The organism is Morganella sp. HMSC11D09, from assembly GCF_001807955.1.
GTDB classification, from domain to species: domain Bacteria; phylum Pseudomonadota; class Gammaproteobacteria; order Enterobacterales; family Enterobacteriaceae; genus Morganella; species Morganella morganii.
Genome location: NZ_KV791662.1, coordinates 309,299 through 329,946 on the forward strand (window position 1 = coordinate 309,299; position 20,648 = coordinate 329,946).

At 51.1% G+C, this 20,648-nt stretch carries 20 protein-coding genes; 10 read left to right on the forward strand and 10 right to left on the reverse strand.

The genetic code is table 11. From position 1 onward, the window contains the following. The first annotated feature begins 10 nt into the window (after positions 1-10). Entirely contained in the window at positions 11-691 is a 681-nt protein-coding gene (locus HMPREF3119_RS05520; protein WP_371327752.1) for a GNAT family N-acetyltransferase, read from the forward strand. Here the strand turns inward: HMPREF3119_RS05520 and HMPREF3119_RS05525 are convergent. Further along, a complete protein-coding gene (locus HMPREF3119_RS05525) occupies positions 688-1,419 on the reverse strand; it encodes a type III secretion system effector phosphothreonine lyase (protein ID WP_004239258.1) in 732 nt (243 codons plus the stop codon). The two genes, HMPREF3119_RS05520 and HMPREF3119_RS05525, sit on opposite strands and share 4 nt — an antisense overlap. Positions 1,420-1,787: 368 nt before the next feature. Here HMPREF3119_RS05525 and HMPREF3119_RS05530 point away from each other — a divergent pair, with 368 nt between their 5' ends. After that, positions 1,788-3,527, forward strand: coding sequence for an ABC-F family ATP-binding cassette domain-containing protein (locus tag HMPREF3119_RS05530; protein ID WP_070578805.1), 1,740 nt, complete (start codon positions 1,788-1,790; stop codon positions 3,525-3,527). A 51-nt stretch (positions 3,528-3,578) separates the two neighbouring features. On the opposite strand, the gene HMPREF3119_RS05535 is transcribed toward HMPREF3119_RS05530, so the two are convergent. From HMPREF3119_RS05535 to prpR, 4 genes are all read right to left on the reverse strand, one after another. Then, on the reverse strand, positions 3,579-4,607 hold the full coding sequence (locus HMPREF3119_RS05535; RefSeq protein ID WP_246829240.1) for a hypothetical protein: 1,029 nt from the start codon (positions 4,605-4,607) through the stop codon (positions 3,579-3,581). A gap of 17 nt (positions 4,608-4,624) precedes the next feature. Further along, positions 4,625-5,707: a bifunctional DNA-binding transcriptional regulator/O6-methylguanine-DNA methyltransferase Ada gene (ada, locus tag HMPREF3119_RS05540; RefSeq protein ID WP_070578811.1), complete on the reverse strand. Its 1,083-nt coding sequence runs from the start codon at positions 5,705-5,707 to the stop codon at positions 4,625-4,627. Positions 5,708-5,719: 12 nt separating this feature from the next. Next, entirely contained in the window at positions 5,720-6,355 is a 636-nt protein-coding gene (gene alkB, locus HMPREF3119_RS05545; RefSeq protein ID WP_070578814.1) for a DNA oxidative demethylase AlkB, read from the reverse strand. A 118-nt stretch (positions 6,356-6,473) separates the two neighbouring features. Continuing rightward, positions 6,474-8,087 (reverse strand): propionate catabolism operon regulatory protein PrpR, encoded by a 1,614-nt coding sequence (gene prpR / locus HMPREF3119_RS05550; RefSeq protein ID WP_049245786.1) that lies wholly within the window; start codon positions 8,085-8,087, stop codon positions 6,474-6,476. Positions 8,088-8,361: 274 nt separating this feature from the next. Here prpR and prpB point away from each other — a divergent pair, with 274 nt between their 5' ends. The 3 genes from prpB to HMPREF3119_RS05565 are packed head-to-tail and all read left to right on the forward strand — an operon-like array spanning position 8,362 to position 11,948. Further along, positions 8,362-9,246, forward strand: coding sequence for a methylisocitrate lyase (prpB, locus tag HMPREF3119_RS05555; protein WP_004239252.1), 885 nt, complete (start codon positions 8,362-8,364; stop codon positions 9,244-9,246). A gap of 60 nt (positions 9,247-9,306) precedes the next feature. Then, a complete protein-coding gene (prpC, locus tag HMPREF3119_RS05560; RefSeq protein WP_004238396.1) occupies positions 9,307-10,470 on the forward strand; it encodes a bifunctional 2-methylcitrate synthase/citrate synthase in 1,164 nt (387 codons plus the stop codon). Between the two features lie 26 nt (positions 10,471-10,496). Next, positions 10,497-11,948 carry a bifunctional 2-methylcitrate dehydratase/aconitate hydratase gene (locus tag HMPREF3119_RS05565; protein WP_049245787.1) on the forward strand — a complete coding sequence of 484 codons (1,452 nt, stop codon included), beginning with the start codon at positions 10,497-10,499 and terminating at the stop codon, positions 11,946-11,948. Between the two features lie 75 nt (positions 11,949-12,023). On the opposite strand, the gene HMPREF3119_RS05570 is transcribed toward HMPREF3119_RS05565, so the two are convergent. Next, entirely contained in the window at positions 12,024-12,530 is a 507-nt protein-coding gene (locus HMPREF3119_RS05570) for a GFA family protein (protein ID WP_083297250.1), read from the reverse strand. 100 nt (positions 12,531-12,630) lie between these two features. Here HMPREF3119_RS05570 and ydfG point away from each other — a divergent pair, with 100 nt between their 5' ends. The 3 genes from ydfG (at position 12,631) to HMPREF3119_RS05585 (ending at position 14,167) form a co-directional block, all read left to right on the forward strand. Next, the gene (gene ydfG / locus HMPREF3119_RS05575; protein WP_004239249.1) at positions 12,631-13,380 is read left to right on the forward strand and encodes a bifunctional NADP-dependent 3-hydroxy acid dehydrogenase/3-hydroxypropionate dehydrogenase YdfG; all 750 of its coding nucleotides are present in this window, start codon (positions 12,631-12,633) and stop codon (positions 13,378-13,380) included. A 168-nt stretch (positions 13,381-13,548) separates the two neighbouring features. Beyond that, complete coding sequence (locus tag HMPREF3119_RS05580) at positions 13,549-13,914, forward strand: DUF1283 family protein (protein WP_070578817.1); 366 nt, start codon at positions 13,549-13,551, stop codon at positions 13,912-13,914. Between the two features lie 19 nt (positions 13,915-13,933). Beyond that, a complete protein-coding gene (locus tag HMPREF3119_RS05585) occupies positions 13,934-14,167 on the forward strand; it encodes a DUF1161 domain-containing protein (RefSeq protein ID WP_004238391.1) in 234 nt (77 codons plus the stop codon). Between the two features lie 71 nt (positions 14,168-14,238). Here the strand turns inward: HMPREF3119_RS05585 and bioD are convergent, their stop codons facing one another. The 4 genes from bioD to HMPREF3119_RS05605 all read right to left on the reverse strand — a co-directional run bounded on the left by bioD (position 14,239) and on the right by HMPREF3119_RS05605 (position 18,101). Continuing rightward, positions 14,239-14,928: a dethiobiotin synthase gene (gene bioD / locus HMPREF3119_RS05590; RefSeq protein WP_004239246.1), complete on the reverse strand. Its 690-nt coding sequence runs from the start codon at positions 14,926-14,928 to the stop codon at positions 14,239-14,241. Between the two features lie 175 nt (positions 14,929-15,103). Then, a complete protein-coding gene (locus tag HMPREF3119_RS05595; RefSeq protein ID WP_036417259.1) occupies positions 15,104-16,303 on the reverse strand; it encodes a sugar metabolism global transcriptional regulator Mlc in 1,200 nt (399 codons plus the stop codon). Between the two features lie 98 nt (positions 16,304-16,401). Beyond that, positions 16,402-17,172: an N-acetylmuramoyl-L-alanine amidase-like domain-containing protein gene (locus tag HMPREF3119_RS05600; RefSeq protein WP_004238388.1), complete on the reverse strand. Its 771-nt coding sequence runs from the start codon at positions 17,170-17,172 to the stop codon at positions 16,402-16,404. Between the two features lie 26 nt (positions 17,173-17,198). Then, on the reverse strand, positions 17,199-18,101 hold the full coding sequence (locus HMPREF3119_RS05605) for a LysR family transcriptional regulator (protein ID WP_024473132.1): 903 nt from the start codon (positions 18,099-18,101) through the stop codon (positions 17,199-17,201). Between the two features lie 106 nt (positions 18,102-18,207). Between HMPREF3119_RS05605 and HMPREF3119_RS05610 the strand changes: the two genes are divergently transcribed. After that, positions 18,208-19,461, forward strand: coding sequence for an MFS transporter (locus tag HMPREF3119_RS05610; protein ID WP_070578820.1), 1,254 nt, complete (start codon positions 18,208-18,210; stop codon positions 19,459-19,461). A gap of 917 nt (positions 19,462-20,378) precedes the next feature. Continuing rightward, positions 20,379-20,534 carry a hypothetical protein gene (locus tag HMPREF3119_RS19365; protein WP_155251728.1) on the forward strand — a complete coding sequence of 52 codons (156 nt, stop codon included), beginning with the start codon at positions 20,379-20,381 and terminating at the stop codon, positions 20,532-20,534. Positions 20,535-20,648 lie beyond the last annotated feature (114 nt).

Consider the following 20,648-nt stretch of genomic DNA (forward strand, 5'->3'; position numbering starts at 1 on the left):
TGAGCTGATTATGTTTATTCTGCCTTCCGGACATTTACCGCACACCGCCACCCGGATGGCGTTCGGCGTAAACCCGTGCATGGGCCGTCAGCGGACAGAGCAATTGTTGTCGCACTATCTCAGGCTGAAAACCATTATCCGGCTGAATGGGATCCGTAATCATGATATTACTGATGCACATATTGATTTTTATGCCCGGTGCATAATTCTCTTACTACTGACGGACAGACACATGACACCGATTAACTGGCAGACAGCTGCCCTGCATGACCTCTCCCCGCAGACACTCTACCGCCTGCTGGCGCTGCGCAGCGCGGTATTTGTGGTTGAACAGACCTGCTGTTATCTCGATCCGGACGGCGCCGACCTCACGGCGCTGCACGTTTGGGCGGAACAGGACGGTGAAATCATGGCTTGCTGCCGTATTCTTCCGCCGGAAAACAGCACGGCACCGGCAGCTATCGGCCGGGTGGGGATCAATCCGCAATTCCGCGGGCAAAAACTGGGCTATCCGCTGATGGCTACCGCCGTTCAGGCGGTATACCGGCATTTCGGGACACGGCGCATTGTTATCAGTGCACAGGCGCATCTGACCGCTTTCTATGAAAAATGCGGCTTTACCGTCTGTTCTGACGTTTATGACGAGGACGGTATTCCGCATTGTGATATGTTCCGCCCCGCTGCCGATTAATCCCGAGCTGTCATCAGCCGGTAAAATGCGGATTCCGCTAACCGCTGATGGTCCGCCTCACAGCCCTCACGCCCGCTGATAATTTCATTACGGTAGCTGGTAAATTGCCAGTGTGGCGGACGGATATCTGATAAAGGGTATTCTCCCGGTACAATCCCCCCTTCTGTCAGACGGTATTCAAGCCCGGTGATAAATCTGCGGGTTTCACTGAGCAGCTCTGCGCTATAAGGATGTTCACCCGGAACAGGACGAACATACAAAGTTATCTGGGCTCCGCGTTTAACTCTGCTGTCAGGCTCTGCCTGTGAAATATCCGTTATTTTCCATCTGTCACAGGGATTGTTATCTGAAAACAGCGCTCCTGACAGCATAGTGACCGCTTGTGCAATCTGTGATTCATGCACACTCAAATGAAATTTATCACCCTCAAACCCACCAGCGCAGTGAGGTTTCTCTCTGCGGGCGCGGATAAATACATCACCGCAATCATTAGATAAATGAAATCCGTTATATCGTGAGGAATAACCACATTGTTGCAGCATCGGATAATCCGGCGCATTCTCTGCCTCTTTTATGAATGAAACCGGCATTTGTTTCATCTGTATCAATAAGGCATCAATATGCTGTTTCAAATAATCATCTGTCGGCAAGTGTGTTTTTTTATCATCTTTCTCCGGCAGGTTAAGCAGTGAAAAATCCAGTTTTAATCCGGTTCGCTTTAATGGCATGGTGTCGTCCCCGTTATACAAAAGACGTTTTTATCATGACACCACAGAGAAAAACGCCAGAAAATAACCTTCTGTTCCGGAAGTTTAAGGCAAATTAAGCACCACCATTGTCTGTTATTCACAGGCAATGGTATGATGCTCGTATCCATCAACTCAGAAAATAAATAAGGAGGCTAATTATGGTGTTAAGTTATGTGATTGAATTCTCACATTTCTTTGGTAATCGTCAGAACTCAGGCTTTTCTGTTAACGCTGTGCGTTAATCCTGCCTGAGTGAAGCTTTACTGAATTTAACATCCTTCCTCAGCTTACAGGGTTATCGCGTTTTATGACCCATGGCATTGTTATGCCTGAAATTTGAGTAAGCTATGAGCACATTATTATCAACCCGTAATCTGTCATTCCATCCCGGTCACACACCACTGTTAACCGATATTTCTGTCGCCCTGAATCAGGGAGAAAAAATCGGCCTGATTGGTCATAACGGCTGCGGGAAAAGTACCCTGATGAAGCTGTTGTCCGGCCAGCTGGCACCGGATGAAGGCACCATTACCCCGGCCAACCGCGTCATTATGGCGTATATCGAACAGCATCTGCCGGAATCCCTCAATACCCTGTCACTGGCGGATGCCGTGCTGGAAAAATTACCGGCGGAACAGCATCTGTCCGAAATGTGGCGGGCAGAAATGCTGCTGACAGAGATGGGGTTTGACCCGCTACAGTGGCAGTTACCGGTCACCACCCTGAGCGGCGGCCAGCATACCCGGCTGTTACTGGCACGGGCGCTGATCAGCCGGCCGGATTTATTATTGCTGGATGAACCGGGCAACCATCTGGATCTGCCGACCATTTTGTGGCTGGAACAGTTCCTGAAAAACTGGCGCGGCAGCTTTATCCTGGTTTCTCACGATAACGCCCTGCTGGATCACGTCACCAACTGCACCTGGGTGCTGCGGGACGGTAATGTGTCGGTGTTCCGTCTGCCCTGCACACAGGCGCGGGAAGCGCTGGCGCAACAGGACGAAAGTGATGAGCACCGCCACAATGCGCAGCAGAAAGAGATCGACCGCATTGCGGTAAGTGCCAAACGGCTGGCGATATGGGGGAAAGTGTATGATAACGAAGCCCTTTCCCGTAAAGCCAAACAGATGGAAAAACAGATAGACCGGTTGCAGGATGATCAGGTTGAACTGGCGATCGGCAGTCAGTGGCAGCTTAAGCTGACCGGGGATACCCTGCGGGCAGACCGGCTGTGTGCCTTTAATCAGCTGTCCGTGATCCCGGCAGACAATTGTCCGCCGCTGTATGTGACAGACAATGTGTCTGTGAAATCCGGCGACCGCATTGCGGTGATGGGCGCAAACGGCACCGGAAAATCCTCACTGCTGCGGATGATCTGGTCACAGTCGCAGAAACCGGAGGTAACACTGCCGGACAGCCCGCTGGTGCTGCATCCCCGTGTACATTTGGGGTATTACGACCAGAAACTGGCGCAACTGAATGACAGTGATTCACTGATGGATGCGCTGAAACCATTTGCGCCACTGATTGATGAGCAGCGGAAAATGGCACTGATCAGCGCCGGTTTCCCGTATCTGCGTCATCAGCAGACAGTATCTGCCCTGAGCGGCGGCGAACGGGCGCGGTTGTTGTTTGTCGGGCTGAGCCTGGCCAATTATTCCCTGCTGATGCTGGATGAGCCGACCAACCACCTGGATATGGACGGAAAACTGGCGCTGGCGGAGGAGATCAGCCGGTTTAAGGGCGGGCTGATTCTGGTCAGTCACGACCGGGAACTGATCGAAAAAAGCTGTAACCGCTTCTGGTATATCGACGGTAACCGACTGACGGAATATCACGGTCTGGATCAGGTCTATGATGCTATCCGTGCCCTGAATGCAGATTCCGGCACCGGCAACAGCATGTTACCGGCGGTCCCGGAGCCATCCGTTCCGGTCAGTGACGAAGAGGATTCGCTGGCGGCACTGATTACGCTGGAGGAAAAACTGGCGGCGGATTTGCAGCGCAAACCCGCTCATCAGAAACCGGTACTTCAACAGCAGTGGCGCGAACAGATTGCGCAACTGCGGAATGAACTGGGGCTGTAATACGCCATTATAAATGCAGGCCGTTACGTTTTTTGTAGCGGCCTTTTTAATTCATCTTTTAAGTCCGTCTGCTTCCAGCCATCCTTCTGTGACTTTACCGGTAGCCGGATGTATATAACGGCCATGAACAAATCCCTGATACGGCTGAGGACGATCCACCCAGATCGCATCATCTTTCACCACAAAATCCGCAGCATCAGTAATACAACCCTTATCCGGAGCATCATAAAAACGCAGGCGATTTTGTGTCACACTGTATTTGTATGAGGAAGGCTTACTGTTTTTCAGGCCCGCCTGATACTGTTTGTCCGCGTTCCCGGTTGCCGCATCGCACAGCGCGTCCTGTGACGCCAGCCGGTTAACATTAATCCAGCCCTGCACATTGCCGTAAGCCACCAGCAGCCAGCCCTCTTTTTCCCCTTTCACCGGTTCCGTAGTCCGCAATCCGACCACCTGAAGGACATCCCCCGGAACCACAAAGACATTATCATTACGGCACTGTTCCGCCGGTGCTGCATAAAAATAAGCCCGGCCTTTGCCGGTGACGCGCCATTCCGGCGACATGGCAATAAAAGGTTCGTAACGGAGCGTACTGAGGATCTGCTGACACGTTTTCTCTTTTTTCAGACAGGATTGCAGCCGTTCACCCTGCGCTGCGCTGAAGGTCAGCGGGACGGGATGCTCCGCATCCGCCCCTGTCGCTGTCAGGGTATTTTCTTTGATATTGTAAGTAACCCAGCCCAGTTGCCCTGCTCCCGGCGATTCCGGTGAGGGCTTTTGCCGTGTATCAGAAAGCTGAATTGCCAGCTCGTTGATATCCCGGTTTTCAATATAAATCCCCAGCCTATCCGCCGTGACCTTTTCTGCGCGGACAAGCCCGTGATTACTGCCTGCAATCAGCTTTATCAGCTCACTGTCACAGTCAAATAACGGGCCGGTCGCTGTCGCAGGAATTGTTGCGTCATTATCCATAATGACCTCCGCCGTTGCCGGTGCAGCGGCAGCCATCACCGGCAAAACAGCAAAGAATAAACTGCTCAGTAACATTGTTGTTCGAAAAACATCTGTGCGAAAACGCATCCGTATCCCTTATATTCTTAACCGGTTTCCTGCTGCAATGCCTCGCGCTGCAACAGACGTTTTTTCCGTTCGATCCCCCAGCGGTAACCCACGAGTTCCCCGCCGGTTCTCACCACCCGGTGACACGGGATAGCCACTGCCAGGCAGTTTGCGGCACAGGCACCGGCCACCGCTCTGACCGCTTTCGGGGAGCCGATCCGCTCCGCAATCTCCCGGTAACTGACAGTCGTACCCGCCGGGATGGACTGCAATGCCTGCCAGACCCGGCGCTGGAATGCAGTTCCCCGGATATCCAGCGGTAAATCAAGCCCGGAAGACGGTGCTTCCACAAACCCGATCACCCGGGAGACCACCTGTTCAAACTGTGCGTCGCCACCGACCAGTTCCGCATTGGGGAACTGATCCTGCAAATCCCGTAACAGTGCTTCCGCGTCATCCCCCAGCAGAATGGCACAAATGCCTTTTTCACTCTGCGCCACCAGGATGTCCCCCAGCGCACATATCGCCAGAGCAAAGAAAATCCGCGCCCCTTTGCCGCCTGCCCGCCAGCTTTTCGGCGTCATACCGAGCAGTGTATCCGACGATTCATAAAACCGGCTGCCGGAACTGAAGCCGGATTCAGCGATTGCGCCAGTGATTGTCGTCTGTTTTGTCAGTTGTTCCCTCAGTTTATCCCCGCGATAGGCTTTTGCCCATGCCGCCGGTGTCAGTCCGGTATGTGAGCGGAAAATACGGTGAAAATGAAACTGACTCACGCCGCACAGTGTGGCCAGCTCTGCCAGTGACGGCAGCGGTTCACCATTATCGATCCGCGTTTCCAGCTCACGGCAGGCCAGCACCACCTGTTCCGCATGGCGCTGCGTCATGGCCTCACCGCTGCGCTGACGGCGCTTCCCGGCGCGGTAGCCGTGAGCCTCCGCCTCTTCAGGCGTGGCAAAAAATTCAGTATTTTCCCGTTTCGGCAGCCGCACAACAGTGGACGGAAATCCCCATGTCTGTGTGGTTTTCACCGCATACACAAACAGCGTATCGGCTGTTTTATCTCTGGCGACCAGCGCTGCCCAGCACGCATCGTCTGAGAGTATTGTCTGTTTTGTCATCCTGTTTCTCCGTTACCGCGCGCAGCGGAAGGTCAGATTAAACCGCCGGGCACCCGCAAGCGGATGCACCCCGGCTCTTACCGGACGGACAGCATGGTAATTCAGACGGGAACGGCCGCCCCACACCAGTACATCACCGTGCTCAAGCGCAAAGGTTTTCAGGGGATGATGCCGCTCACTGCCGCCGAACTGAAACTGCACCGGCAGACCGAGTGAAAATGACACAATCGGCTGGCGGCGATCCGGCTCATCCCTGTCCTGATGCAGAGACATACCGGCGCCCGGCGCATAACAGTTAATCAGACAGCTGTCCGGCGAAAATCCGTGAAACCCGGCCCGCTCTGCAGCCAACTGCGACAGTGACAAAAACGCATCCGGCAGCGGTGGCCACGGATTGCCGGTCAGCGGATCTGTTTGTGAGTAGCGGTAACCTTTGGCATCGGAGACCCAGCCGTATATGCCGCAGCTGCTCATGGCCGCGGACATCCGGTATCCGCCGGGCGTCTGCATATGGCGGAACGGCGAAATGGCGGTCAGGCGGCGGATTTCCGCCAGCAGCATCTCATCCTCATCACTGAGAAAACCTTTAAGCAGATACGCATCGGGTGCCACTGCAAGCGGTTCATCGTGAGCAAAGAGATCTGACATAACGCCTCCGTTCTGTTTCCTGTGTCTTTCCGGTGATGACAGTATTGCAGGCCGGATACAGACAAACACTCCGGCTCTTGCTTTTCAATTCTGAGGCACAGTATAAAGCGGCGGACAGTCAGGATGAAGTGTTCTGTTCCTGTTTCAGACGGCGCCATAGAGTGGTACGGCTGATCCCCAACCAGTCGGCGGCAGCACGGCGATCCCCCCGGAAACGGGCTACCGCTTCTGTTGCTGTGGCGGTATTCACCGGCTCCGGCGGGAGATCGGTCACAGGGGCGGGAGCAATCACCGTGCGCCGTTCAGGAGAGAGTTTCAGTAATAGTGATTCTGTAATAATTTTATCCGGATAAGCACTGCAATACAGCGCCACCCGTTCCATCAGATTACGCAGCTCGCGGGCATTTCCCGGCCAGCGGTAGTGATAGAAAAAGTCACTGCATGCCAGAATCTGCTGCAGATGGCCACGATGCAGCGGCAGATCCAGCTCAGCAAACGCCAGTTTGAGCAGTTTTTCTGTCAGTAACAGGATATCCGCCCCCCGGTCGCGCAGTGCCGGAAGCTGTAAACGCAATACCCCCAGCCGGTAAAACAGATCCGCGCGGAATGTACCCGCCACCACCCGGTTATCCAGATCATTGTGAGTTGCACAAATCACCCGCACATCCACAGTAATCGGTTTATAGCCGCCGATACGCACAATGGCGCGGTCTTCCAGCACCCGCAGCAGGCGGGTTTGCAGCGATACCGGCATTTCACCGATTTCATCCAGAAACAGTGTGCCGCCGTCCGCCACCTCAAATAACCCGGCACGGCCGCCGCGCCGCGAACCGGTAAATGCGCCCTCCTCATAACCAAAGAGTTCCGCTTCCAGCAGGCTCTCCGGGATAGCCCCGCAGTTCACCGCCACAAACGGTGCAGCGCGTTTCGTCCGCTTATGTTTATGAAACAACGTATATTCATGATGAATAGCTTGTGCCGCCATCTCTTTACCGGTACCGCTTTCCCCCTGGATCATCACTGTCGCTTTCGAGCGCCCGAACAGCGTGATGGTTTCACGCACCTGTTCCATCACCGGCGAGGTGCCGAGAATATCATTCAGCGTATGGCGGACATTCAGAGAGCCCGCCACCGGCAGCGGCATGTTCTGCGGCTGGTCGCGGATGCGTGTCAGTTCTATTGCATCGGTGAATGCCCGGCGGACGGCATCATTGGAATAAATGAAAATACAGGTCATGCCGCACTCTGCGGCGATATCGGTGATTAATCCGGCCCCCACCACCACAGAAATACCGTCCGCTTTCAGGGCAAGACAGGCTGCCCGTGCGTCTTCGGCGGTTACATAACTGCGTTGTTCAATCTGTATGCCGAAACTCTGCGCCAGCGAATCCAGAGCCGGAAAAGTATTACGGTAATAAATGAGGCCGATGCGCTGACTGAGCTGCCGTGCCCGCGCCAAAGCCTGCATGATATCGAACCCGCCCGGCGCGGCGACAATTACCGGCACCGGCAGATGCTGTTTCAGATACGCGCCGTTAGAGCCCGCACTGACAACCGCATCACAGCGTTCTGTTTTCAGCCGTTCACGAATCGCCTCTACTGCGGCATCGAACCCCAGATTGATCGCACTGATACTGGCACGAGCACTGAATTCCGGGCTGATATCACGGAACAGGGTAAAAAGGCGTGAAATGGAGACCGTCCAGATCACCGGTTTGTCACTCTGAGCCATGCGTTTCTCCCCTGTTTTATGCGTTTCATATGTTCCATATTCATTTCATGAAACACATTAACAGCTATTTTGAAACATAAATAGCATCACCATCACAGAAAGCTAACATCCCGCTTGTCAGACGGAATCGGCAAATTCTATAGTGGGTAACGTAATGACAGGATAAATACGCCAAATGTGTGATGTATCTCGCGTTTTAGTTACCTTACCCGGCTGATTGGCATAGCGATTGCTTTATAACATCTGAGTATCAAACTAATAACAAGGTGAATATATGGCACTTTATTCCGCAGGACGCGCATTCCGCGACGCTGTACAGTCTGAATCCCCGCTGCAGCTGGTCGGTGCTATTAATGCCAACCATGCACTGCTGGCAAAACGTGCGGGTTACAAAGCAATTTATCTCTCCGGCGGCGGTGTTGCCGCAGGCTCTCTGGGTATTCCTGACCTGGGCATTTCCACACTGGATGATGTACTGACGGATGTCCGCCGTATTACGGATGTGTGTGATCTGCCGCTGCTGGTGGATGCGGATATCGGTTTCGGCCCGTCAGCCTTTAACGTGGTGCGTACCGTGAAGTCCCTGATCAAAGCCGGGGCTGCCGGGATGCACATTGAGGACCAGGTCGGCGCAAAACGCTGTGGTCACCGCCCGAACAAAGAAATCGTCTCAAAACAGGAAATGGTTGATCGCATTAAAGCTGCGGTTGATGCACGGACTGATGAGAATTTCGTGGTGATGGCGCGTACCGATGCGCTGGCGGTGGAAGGTCTGGAGTCCGCTCTCGACCGCGCACAGGCTTATATCGATGCCGGTGCGGATATGCTGTTCCCGGAAGCGATTACAGAGCTGGCAATGTATCGTCTGTTCACCGACAAAATCAGCGTTCCGGTACTGGCAAACATTACCGAGTTCGGTAAAACACCGCTGTTTACCCTGGATGAGCTGCGCAGTGTGAATATCGCTATCGCCCTGTACCCGCTCACCGCCTTCCGCGCCATGAACAAGGCCGCTGAAAATGTCTATAACACCCTGCGCCGTGAAGGCACGCAACAGAGCCTGATTTCACAGATGCAGACCCGTGATGAATTATACCAAAGCATTAACTACTACGATTATGAAGATAAGCTCGACGCACTGTTTTCGCAGAAAAAATAACCTCTGAAAGATAACGCGAAGCAGGTTGTACACTCACTATAATAATAAGGATCACCCGTCATGAATGAACAACTTAGCAAACCTGAACCTGCACTGAAGAAAGGCAAAAAATCCGTCGCACTGTCCGGCGTTGCTGCCGGCAATACTGCACTCTGTACTGTGGGGATTAACGGGAACGACCTGCATTACCGCGGTTATGATATTCTGGATTTAGCCACACAATGTGATTTTGAAGAAGTTGCTCATCTTCTGATCCATGAAAAACTGCCGAACGCCGCAGAACTGGCCGCTTACAAGGCGAAACTGAAATCACTGCGCGGCCTGCCGCACAGTGTGAAGAAAGCCCTGGAAGCGCTGCCTGCTTCTGCCCACCCGATGGATGTGCTGCGTACCGGCGTGTCTATTATGGGCTGCGTTCTGCCGGAAAAAGAGGGTCATCCGTTATCCGGTGCCCGTGATATCGCCGATCGCCTGCTCTCTTCCCTGACCTCCATGCTGCTTTACTGGTATCACTATGCGTTTAATGATCGCCGCATTGATACCGAAACCGATGACGATACCTGCGGCGGCCATTTCCTGCATCTGCTGCACGGCAAAAAACCGTCTGAAAACTGGGTGCGTTTTATGAACTCCTCGTTCATTCTCTATGCAGAACATGAGTTTAACGCCTCCACCTTTGCTGCCCGTGTTATCGCCGGCACCGGAACGGATTTTTACTCCTCCGTCACCGGAGCGATTGCCGCACTGCGCGGACCAAAACACGGCGGTGCCAACGAAGTGTCTCTGGAAATTCAGAAACGTTACAGCTCACCGGATGAAGCTCAGGCCGATATTCTCGCCCGCCTCACCCGCAGTGAAGTCGTGATGGGCTTCGGTCACCCTGTGTATACCATTGCTGACCCGCGTCACCAGGTTATCAAAGCGATTTCCCGTGAGTTATCCGAAGAAGCGAAAGATTTCCGCCTGTTTGATATTGCGGATCGTATTGAATCCGTGATGTCTCAGCACAAGAAGATGTTCCCGAACCTCGACTGGTTCTCAGCGGTGGCGTATCACCTGATGGGTGTGCCGACCGCCATGTTTACCCCGATTTTTGTTATTGCCCGTTCCGCAGGCTGGGCTGCACACATCATTGAACAGCGTCTGGATAATAAAATTATTCGTCCGTCCGCCAATTACACCGGACCGGAAAACCAGACCTTCGTACCCCTTAAAGCGCGCTAATTATTGATTAAAAAGGAAGATAAAGTATGTCAGCATCTTTTACCCCGCAGCATCAAGAGTACGACAAGGTCATTCAGGACATCACTGATTATGTTCTGAATATGGACATCAGCAGTGATCGCGCTTATGACACCGCATATTACTGCTTCCTGGATACCCTGGGTTGCGGTCTGGAAGCCCTGGAATATCCGGCGTGCAAAAAAATGCTCGGCCCTGTCGTGCCGGGAACCATTGTCCCGAACGGCGCCAAAGTACCGGGCACCCAATTTCAGCTGGATCCGGTTCAGGCGGCCTTCAATATCGGTGCCATGATCCGCTGGCTCGATTTCAACGATACCTGGCTGGCGGCGGAATGGGGTCATCCGTCCGATAACCTCGGCGGTATCCTGGCCGTTGCAGACTGGTTATCCCGTGAAGCGATTGCCAAAGGCAAAGCACCACTGCCGCTGAAACACGTGCTGACCGCCATGATCAAAGCCCATGAAATTCAGGGCTGCCTGGCACTGGAAAACTCATTTAACAAAGTCGGCCTTGACCACGTTGTACTGGTGAAAGTTGCGTCTACGGCAGTTGTCGGCGAAATGCTGGGGCTGGATCGTGAGCAGTTATTAAGCGCGGTTTCTCATGCATGGGTGGACGGTCAGTCTCTGCGGACCTACCGCCATGCGCCGAATACCGGTTCACGTAAATCCTGGGCTGCCGGTGATGCCACTTCCCGGGCGGTACGTCTGGCGCTGTTCGCACAGAAAGGTGAAATGGGCTATCCAACTGTCCTGACTGCCAAAACCTGGGGCTTCTATGATGTGCTGTTTGACGGTAAGCCGTTTAAATTCCAGCGCGATTACGGCTCTTATGTAATGGAAAACGTGCTGTTCAAGATCTCATTCCCGGCAGAGTTCCACTCTCAGACCGCCGTTGAAGCAGCAATGACACTGCATCACAAACTGGCGGCACTGGGTAAAACCGCAGATGATATTGAGAAAGTCACTATCCGCACCCATGAGGCTTGTATCCGTATTATCGATAAACACGGCCCGCTGAATAACCCGGCTGACCGTGATCACTGTATTCAGTATATGGTGGCAGTTCCGCTGATCTTCGGTCGCCTGACCGCCGCAGATTATGAAGACGGGATCGCGTCAGACAGCCGTATCGATGCCCTGCGTGCCCGCATTCACTGTGAGGAAGATACCGCGTTCACCCGTGATTATCATGATCCGGAAAAACGCTCTATCGCCAACGCCCTGACCGTGACCCTGAAAGACGGTACCGTGCTGGATGAGGTTGTGGTCGAATATCCGGTCGGGCACGCCCGCCGCCGTGAGGAAGGTATTCCGCTGCTGCTGGCGAAATTCCGTACCAATCTGGCGCGTATGTTCCCGGAAACGCAGCAGCAGCGCATTCTGAATGCTGCCCGTGACCGTAAAACACTCGAATCCATGTCTGTCAGCGAGTTTATGGATCTGTTTGTTATTTAATTTCTCTGCCCGGCAACGCAGAAAAACGAAGCGGATACTCAGGTATCCGCTTTCTGTTTTATCTGGCTTTAAATATTATTCAGCATGAAACATTGCCAGAATATCCTGCTCAGTCAGCATCGGCGTTTTTTCCGCAAAATTGTAATACGCCGGTTTACTGTCAGTGTAAATCTGCATTGAGAGGCGGGATTCTGTTGTCTCTCCCAGCAGTGCCGCAGAGACATAATACTGATCTGCCGGTTTCAGGTAATAAAACAGGTGTGTCCCGCACTCGCGGCAGAAACAACGGTCGCCCCACTCTGAGGAGTGATAACGGGTGATATATTCCTCACCGCTGAGCGTAACATCACTGCCGCAATCCACAGACATAAACGGTGCGCCATTCCATTTTCTGCACATGCCGCAATGGCAGACAGAGACATCGTGCACCGGTTTCGGCACAGATACTGTTACTTTACCGCACAAACATTGACCCTGAACCATTTTCTGTCTCCTGTATATAATCAGGTTGTTATTGATTAACTTCAGTGTTTTTCCGTGATGAAAACTGAAAAACGGAATCTGTAACCCGCTTTCTGTCATGCAGACACGATACACTATCAGGATATTACCACCGGTATTATATCGCCATGGTTATTGTTATTTTTTCCGGGGATCCCCGCTGACAGAATCGGAGTATGTGATGATTGTTTTAATTACAGGTGCAACAGCAGGTTTTGGTGAGGCATTTGCCCGCAAATTTATTGAGAACGGCCATACCGTTATCGGCACCGGCCGCCGTATTGAGCGCCTGGCAAAACTGCAAAAAGAGTTCGGAAGCAAATTTTTCCCGCTGGCTCTGGATATGACAGACAGTCCGGCAGTCGATAATGTGATTAATTCACTGCCTGAATCCCTGCGCGAAATTGATGTTCTGGTCAATAACGCCGGACTGGCGCTGGGTATGGAAACCGTTGATAAAGGCAATCCGGCAGAATGGGATGTGGTGGTGGACACCAACATCAAAGGACTGCTGCATATGACCCGTGCAATCCTGCCGGGGATGGTGGAAAGAAACCGTGGTCATATCATTAACTTAGGCTCAACCGCCGGGTCATGGCCGTATGCTGGTGGTAACGTTTACTGCGGAACCAAGGCGTTTGTCCGTCAGTTCAGCCTGGCACTGCGCGCAGATCTGGCCGGTAAAAAAATCCGTGTGACTGATATTGAACCGGGCATGGTCGGTGGTACCGAGTTCTCCGGCATCCGCTATCGCGGGGATGAGGAAAAAGCCGCAAATACCTATAAAAATACTGATCCGCTGATGCCTGATGATATCGCGGAAGCTGTTTTCTGGGTTGCAACATTGCCGTCGCACGTAAATATTAATACTATGGAAATGATGCCGGTCTGTCAGTCATTCGCCGGGCTGAGTGTGCACCGCGAAGGCTGAAACCACCACAAAAGATAAGCCGGTATCCGTATAATCAGGTAATTTTCTTAAATTACCTGAAATTATCGCTGAAAAACGTTGTCTTTTATTGGTGCATTAATACACTTTGCTATAATGCTCACGATCAGAATGACGTTTGCAGGTTTGAACTTTGAGGAAAACACGACAATGACTAACTCCATGCTCAAAAAGTGGTTTATCGCGACCGCCTTTGCTGCACCTTTCATGTTTGCAGCTCATGCAGACGCGGCCACCACCAATTGCAGCCCCGGCAGCACTTGTGTGATCAGCGGCGGCGATACTGCGCTTGAAAAAGAGAGAGCACGCCAGGAAAAAGAGCAATGGGATGATACCCGTTCCCTGCGTCAGAAGATCAACCGCCGTGCGGAAAAAGAGTTCGACAAAGTTGACCGTGCTATTGATGCTGAAGATGCATGTTTAAAAAGCTCGGTTGTTACCGCGTATTGGGAACCTAATACGCTGCGCTGCCTTGATGCAAATACAGGGCGTGAAGTTTCCACTGGCTGGAAATAAATATATTTAAGGATAAATAATGAAAAAACTGATTGCGCTCAGTGCTGTTCTCTTTGCCGTTTCGCCTGTTATGGCGCAGGCATCCTGTGAAAGTGTGACTGAGGAAATTTCGCAGAAAATCATCAGCAATGGTGTTCCTGCTGACGGCTTTACACTGACTGTGGTTCCGGCTGAAGAAGCAGCACAGGCAGAAGGTCAGGTTGTGGGTAACTGCAACAACGAAACTCAGAATATTATTTATCTGCGTAAATAATATCCCGCTGTCAGGTTTTGACCATGAAAAAGGGCTGGTTTATCAGCCCTTTTGTATTTCTTACCGGAGACTCAGGACGCCGCTAACGCCTCACCCCAGAGCATCTCAATCTGCTCTTCATTGAGATAGTGCGACAACTCCCGCTCTTCCGGGCGCAGCAGATACGGGATCTCGCCCAGCAGTGGTGCCGGTAAATGCGTCAGTAAGCGATCCATAACCTGTGCGTAGTGTGATAAGCCCGGGTTTATCCGGTTCGCAATCCAGCCGATAATTTCCAGACCATCATTTTTAATGGCTTCGGCGGTTAATAATGCATGGTTCACACAACCGGACTGGATCCCGACCACCAGGATCACCGGCAGTTTTTCCTTTTTCACCCAATCGGATAAAAAAGTCTCGTTATTCAGTAAATAACGCCATCCGCCGTTCCCTTCCACCACGACCTGATCCGCCAGATGACTTAATTTTTCCAGACCCTGCGATAATGCAGGAAACTGAACGTCGGTGGTCGTCTGACCGTAATTACTTTCCAGCATGACCGGGTTGATATCCTGATAAGAAACATCAACTGATGATGAATCATGCAGGATCATCGCATCACGGTTACGTTTGCCGTTAAGTGTGTCGTGGTATTCTGTCGCGATTGGTTTATAGCCAACGACAGATTTACCCAGGCGGTTGATGGCTTGCATTAAAGCCCGCGTCGCAACAGTTTTGCCGATATTCGTATCTGTGCCGGTTATAAACAAGCGCCTTAACATAGATGTTTTTCCGTTATATCAAGAGGTGCGTATCAAAATTGATAACGGAAGCAGTGTAAGACATCCGGTTTATATCAGGCTTGCGCCAGCGCAATTTTTTGCGAAAATCCTGTTTTCATGAACAAATCCCTGTCATTTATTTGTTTTATGTCAAAGATAGACACTACAGAATTATTTAACCATCCATCAGTCTGATAAGAAGTGAGCCGTTATACAGTGCCTCTTTGATTAACGCCGCGCCGGGTAATGTACCGCAATTAGTAAATTCGCATGAAGTCATTGTCAGCTCCCGGCTGAATGCCGGCAAGGCGCGCTGCGTAATCCGGGCGCCGATGGCGGGAAACAAAACAGAGGATGCCGGGTTTAATGGTGAGCCAATCAGGATAATCTCCGGATTAAAGATATTGACCATCACGGCGGCAATATCCCCGATATGCTGCCCCACCTGCTCTATCAGCTCACGGGCGGCGGGATTACCGTCCAGTGCCGCGCGGCACAGCATTTCAGCGGTCAGCGGTTGCCCCTCCGGAACGGCCAGGAACTGAGCGGCCATTTCCAATACATGATGCAGACCAATTTCAGTTTCCAGACAGCCGTGATTACCGCAGTAACAGGGTTTACCCTGCGGGTTTATCTGTGTGTGACCGATTTCTGCCGTGCTGTGACTGCCGGCATGCAGCAATGCACCGTCGGTAATAATGGCAGCACCGACATTTTCATCAATCACCAGTTGGATAATATTCCTGCACTCTTTCGCCGCACCAAAAAAATATTCCGCCAGAGACCAGGCAGAAATACCATGCTGGAGGAATACCGGCATCCCGGTATGCTGATAAAGAATCTCTGCTACCGGTAAATCGGTCAGCTGATAGTACGGGGAATGGCGGATGATACCGTTTGCAGGGTCAACAATGGCATCGGTGGTGATGGCAATAGCAGTCAGGCGCTCGGTTATCCGGTGATTACGGGAAAAGAAGGCATCAACCTGTGCCAGAAACAGGGTGACAAAATCCCGGCTATCCGCCGGAAATGCAATAATATCTTCGGCCAGTAATTTTCCGCTCAGTTCCCGCAGCGCAAAAACCAGTTCCCCCCGGTTAATTCGGATACATAAAAAATGCCAGCCGTCACAGTCCGTTTTCAGCCCCACTGCCGGGCGGCCGCGAAAGCCTAATCCCGGAAACTCAGTTTCCCGGACCAGATGCGCATCCATCAGCTCACGGGTGATTTTGGTGATACTCGCCGGTGCCAGCTGTGATTTTTTCGAGAGTGAAATGCGGGAAATGGGGCCTTCACGATCAATATAACGGTACACAACCCCCATATTGGTTTGTTTTATATGGTCAATATGTCCGGGCTGTGCTGAAGGTTTCACCAATAATAATCCTGTGCAGATGATGCTAAGATGTTAATTATCCGAATAAATACGCGCTTAGTAAGTGGCTTCACACAAAACTGTGAAATGATTCACAGTCAGGGGGCAAAAGCCGAACGATAAACCACAATTCCTGTTTTATTTTGCAGATATGTCCGTAATGGTGAATCAATGACCCGTTGTTCATTCCGTTTTGATGAGGCATTACGTAAAAACAGCCCGTCCGGGGTACGGATAATAACTCCGGCATGCGAGACATCCAGGCCGGGACGGTCAGAATAGATACCGATATAATCACCGGTCTGCAATTGTGAAAGCACAGCGGGTGTCAGTGCGGAAACCGGCAGCCAGGTGATATCCCGTGCCGTAACCGGAATATCGGGGATATAACGGGAGCCGTTTTTTTTCTGATTCAGCATCTTGTGTGTCACCCGGTAATCCGGCGACAGTTGCCGGGTGATATCCTGAGCCACAGGCTGCGGGCCGCTGACCCAATCCGACAAAAAATGACGGCGCTGATAATAATTCACCTCTCCGTTTTTATAACGGATGTGCATCAGTCTGTTGCGGAAATTCTGCTGCTGCGGGCTGCGTTTCAGTGCTTCGGTGTAATCCAGAAAAGTGAAACAATCGAGCGCGTTCAGGTCAGCCACCAGAATTTCCGGTGATCCGGGAGAGCCAATCAGCTGACCGGCGCGGTAAGGTACGCCGAGAAACTGCCCGGTCAGTGCAGTAATATTGTCAGGCGCAATTTTGCGTGAGCCATCCGGCTGATAGAAATAGCTGAGCGATACCCCTGCTCCCGCGGCGCTTGTATATAAAAGAAAAAGAAATGCGGTAATAACAGAAAACCGGTATCGCCGGAACATCCGAACTCCTGACAGTCAGATCCCGCTCAGCGGAACACATTATTTTTCAGCATCTCAATCAGCCGCTGACCGGCCGGAGAAAGTGTATTGTGCTTATGATACACCAGCCAGACCTCAGAAAATGCCTGATTTTCAGCTAAATGAATGTAACGGACACCATCCACTTTCATACGGGTAAAAGATTCCGTTACCAGTGAAACACCTAACCCGGCAGAGACCAGCCCCAGAATAGTCATAGCTTCCCCTGCTTCCTGGGCGATAACCGGTGTGACACCCGCTTTTTTCAGCAGATTGATAATCTCATCATACAGCGCCGTTCCCACATCCCGCTCAAAGAAAACCAATGGTACGCCAGTGAGCATCTCCAGGGGAATACCCGTTTTGAGGTATTTCATCAGCGGATGATCATCATAGACCGCCAGCATAAATCGTTCTTTAAACAGCAGTTCATGAACCAGATTATCCGGCAGTTGCGTATTGCGCATTACACCGAAGTCAATCCGGCCGCTCAGCAGCGGGTTAATCTGCTGTTTGGTATTCATCTGATGCATGTGGATAGCCACATCCGGGTATATTTCACGGTACTGGCGGAATGTCGCCGTAATATGACGCATAAACGGGGTTGTGGAAGTGAAGCCGACAGAAACTTCCCCCAGTTCCCCGCGATCCATTCTGGCTGCTTTTTCAACCGCTGCCTCGACCTGAGTACGGATTTGGTAAGCTTCACGCAGAAACATTTCGCCCGCCGGGGTCAGACTGACATTCCGGTTGTTCCGTGCCAGTAATTTAGCCGGAATCGCGTTTTCAAGTGCCTGAATCTGCTGACTGAGCGGAGGCTGGGAGATATTGAGACGCTCCGCTGCCCGTCCGAAATGCAGCTCTTCAGCGACCGCAATGAAATAACGCAGATGGCGGAATTCGATCATTATTCCCTCATTAGGTCGTAAAACATATCAAACAAGAGTATTAATATATTAGACAAAATACCAGCATCTTTTTATGCTCGGTATTATTACCAAATGCTGAGATAAGTGTATGACAGACGAGAATAAACTGATAACTGACAACCGTGTGACCTCACCGGTGCAGAATGATCATGCAAAGCAGCACTATATCCAGCGCGACGACAAACTGTATCTGCGTGTCACTCTCTCTTTCTTTATGGTCGGTCTGGCGACGTTTGCTCTGCTCTATTTTGTACAGCCGATCCTGCCGTTGTTGTCAGACGATTTTTCGGTATCACCGGCGCAGGCCAGTTTGTCCCTTTCTCTGGCGACCGGATTCATGGCCGTCGGGCTGCTGATCACCGGCCCGCTGTCAGATGCGGTCGGACGTAAAAATGTTATGGTGATATCCCTGACATGCGCGGCAATCTTTACCCTGCTCAGTGCGTTTACCACCAGCTGGGCGGGGATCCTGGTTGTCCGCTCCCTGGTCGGATTATCTCTCAGTGGCGTCGCCGCCGTGGCCATGACCTATCTGAGTGAGGAAATTCATCCCAGCTATGTTGCCCTGTCTATGGGGCTGTATATCAGCGGTAATTCTATCGGCGGGATGAGCGGACGCCTGATCACTGGCGTTATTGCGGATTATGCCAGTTGGCGGATTGCCGTTCTGGTACTGGGAACATTTTCTCTGTTCGGTGCTTTTCTGTTCTGGCGGTTACTGCCGCCGTCACGCCATTTCAGAGCCAGTTCACTGAAACCGAAAAGCTTGTGGAAATACCTGATCCTGCACTGCCGTGATGATGGTCTGCCGTGGCTGTTTGCCATCGGTTTTATCATTATGGGCAGCTTTGTCACCCTGTTTAACTATATCGGCTACCGGCTGATGGAGCCGCCGTATCACTTCAGCCAGGCCGTTGTCGGTATGTTATCGATAGTTTATCTGTCAGGAACTTACAGTGCCTCAAAAGCAGGCGCACTGACACGGAAATACGGCTACGGCAGAGTACTGATTGGTGCAGTCACATTAATGCTGACCGGGATTCTCATTACGCTCGGCAGTTCACTGGCAGCAGTTCTGATCGGTATGCTGGTACTGACGACGGGATTTTTTGCCGCCCATTCCGTCACCAGCAGCTGGGTCGGACGCCGCGCCCGGCGCGCCAGAGCCCAGGCATCCTCACTGTACCTGTTTTGCTATTACGGCGGTTCCAGCATTGCCGGTACTCTGGGCGGTGTTTTCTGGTCTTACTGGCACTGGAATGGCATCGGCTGGTTTATTGCCGCTATGCTGGCAACCGGTGTGCTGATTGCTCTGTATCTGAATAAGCACGCTCACTCATAGTACATAACTAATACAGTCAGATAATTAATAGTTATGTCATATAAAATACCTCATCGGGTTAATTGCCGGTCAGCATACAGATATGTAATCTGCATATGTTTCGCAACAGTAAATGTTCTTGATTCGGTGAGGTTTTATGATAACACTTATATTGAGCAGTACACTCTTGTTCAGCAATCTGTATCAGTGTGATATTAATTACCCTGAGTCCTGTGATATCTGGCCGCCTGTCGGATTAACAGAAATAACGGAGTAAATATTTACTGCGTAACAAGCACCATGGTATTAGCATCTTCATATCTATAATTTCCTGTATTGATTTATTTATATTTTTAGCACCACCAATGAAAAGTTCATTGGTGGTGCTTTTTAATTACCTGCTGAGAAATCTGATAAAAATAACGAAAATAATAATCACGTATTTATATATCTTACAAGAAAAATACCTAATCCAGTTAATTACCACCAGGCAGGATTTACGTTAATGTTATCAGGCCAGACACACTCTCATTCACCACAACAGAGGCATGCGAGGTTAATATGCTGACACTGATACTGAGCACCTCCCTGTTTACATATGATATCTTTCCTCCCGGAGACCCGAAACTAACGCAGTCACCACAACCTGAAAAAGAATTGATAATATACCGGGAAAATACCTGCTCGCTGTCCAATCCATTTTGCTGAAATCTGATACCCGGCAGATAATATATTCATTCCTGATAAACAGAGGTAACTATGCTGACACTTTTATTAACCGGAACCTTATTATTCTCATCAGTGGATTCATTTGAGTCTTGTGATATCGTTGCACCGGAATACTGCCCGGTTATATGGGGCCATTAAAAAAATCGATCTTAAATGATGGCAGATATACACAAGTAACTTACTTTTATGAATCATGTTAAGGAGTCTTTATGCTGACACTTATTTTAAGTAGCTCACTTATGATTCACAGCTGTTTTCCAAAACATAATGCAGATGAAACACCACCAGACCTTTGGGAACCAGCAGAAATCCACTCTGTTTATGATAACTGCCCAAAGACTAAGGCTTATTGCAGCAAAATATAAAAATACAGCCGTATATTATTATCCCATACTAATGATGAGCAATCATTTTTACGCACATTAACCGTAAAGGGATAATGCGACGTTGATATACACCCACAAACTTTGCCGTTAACC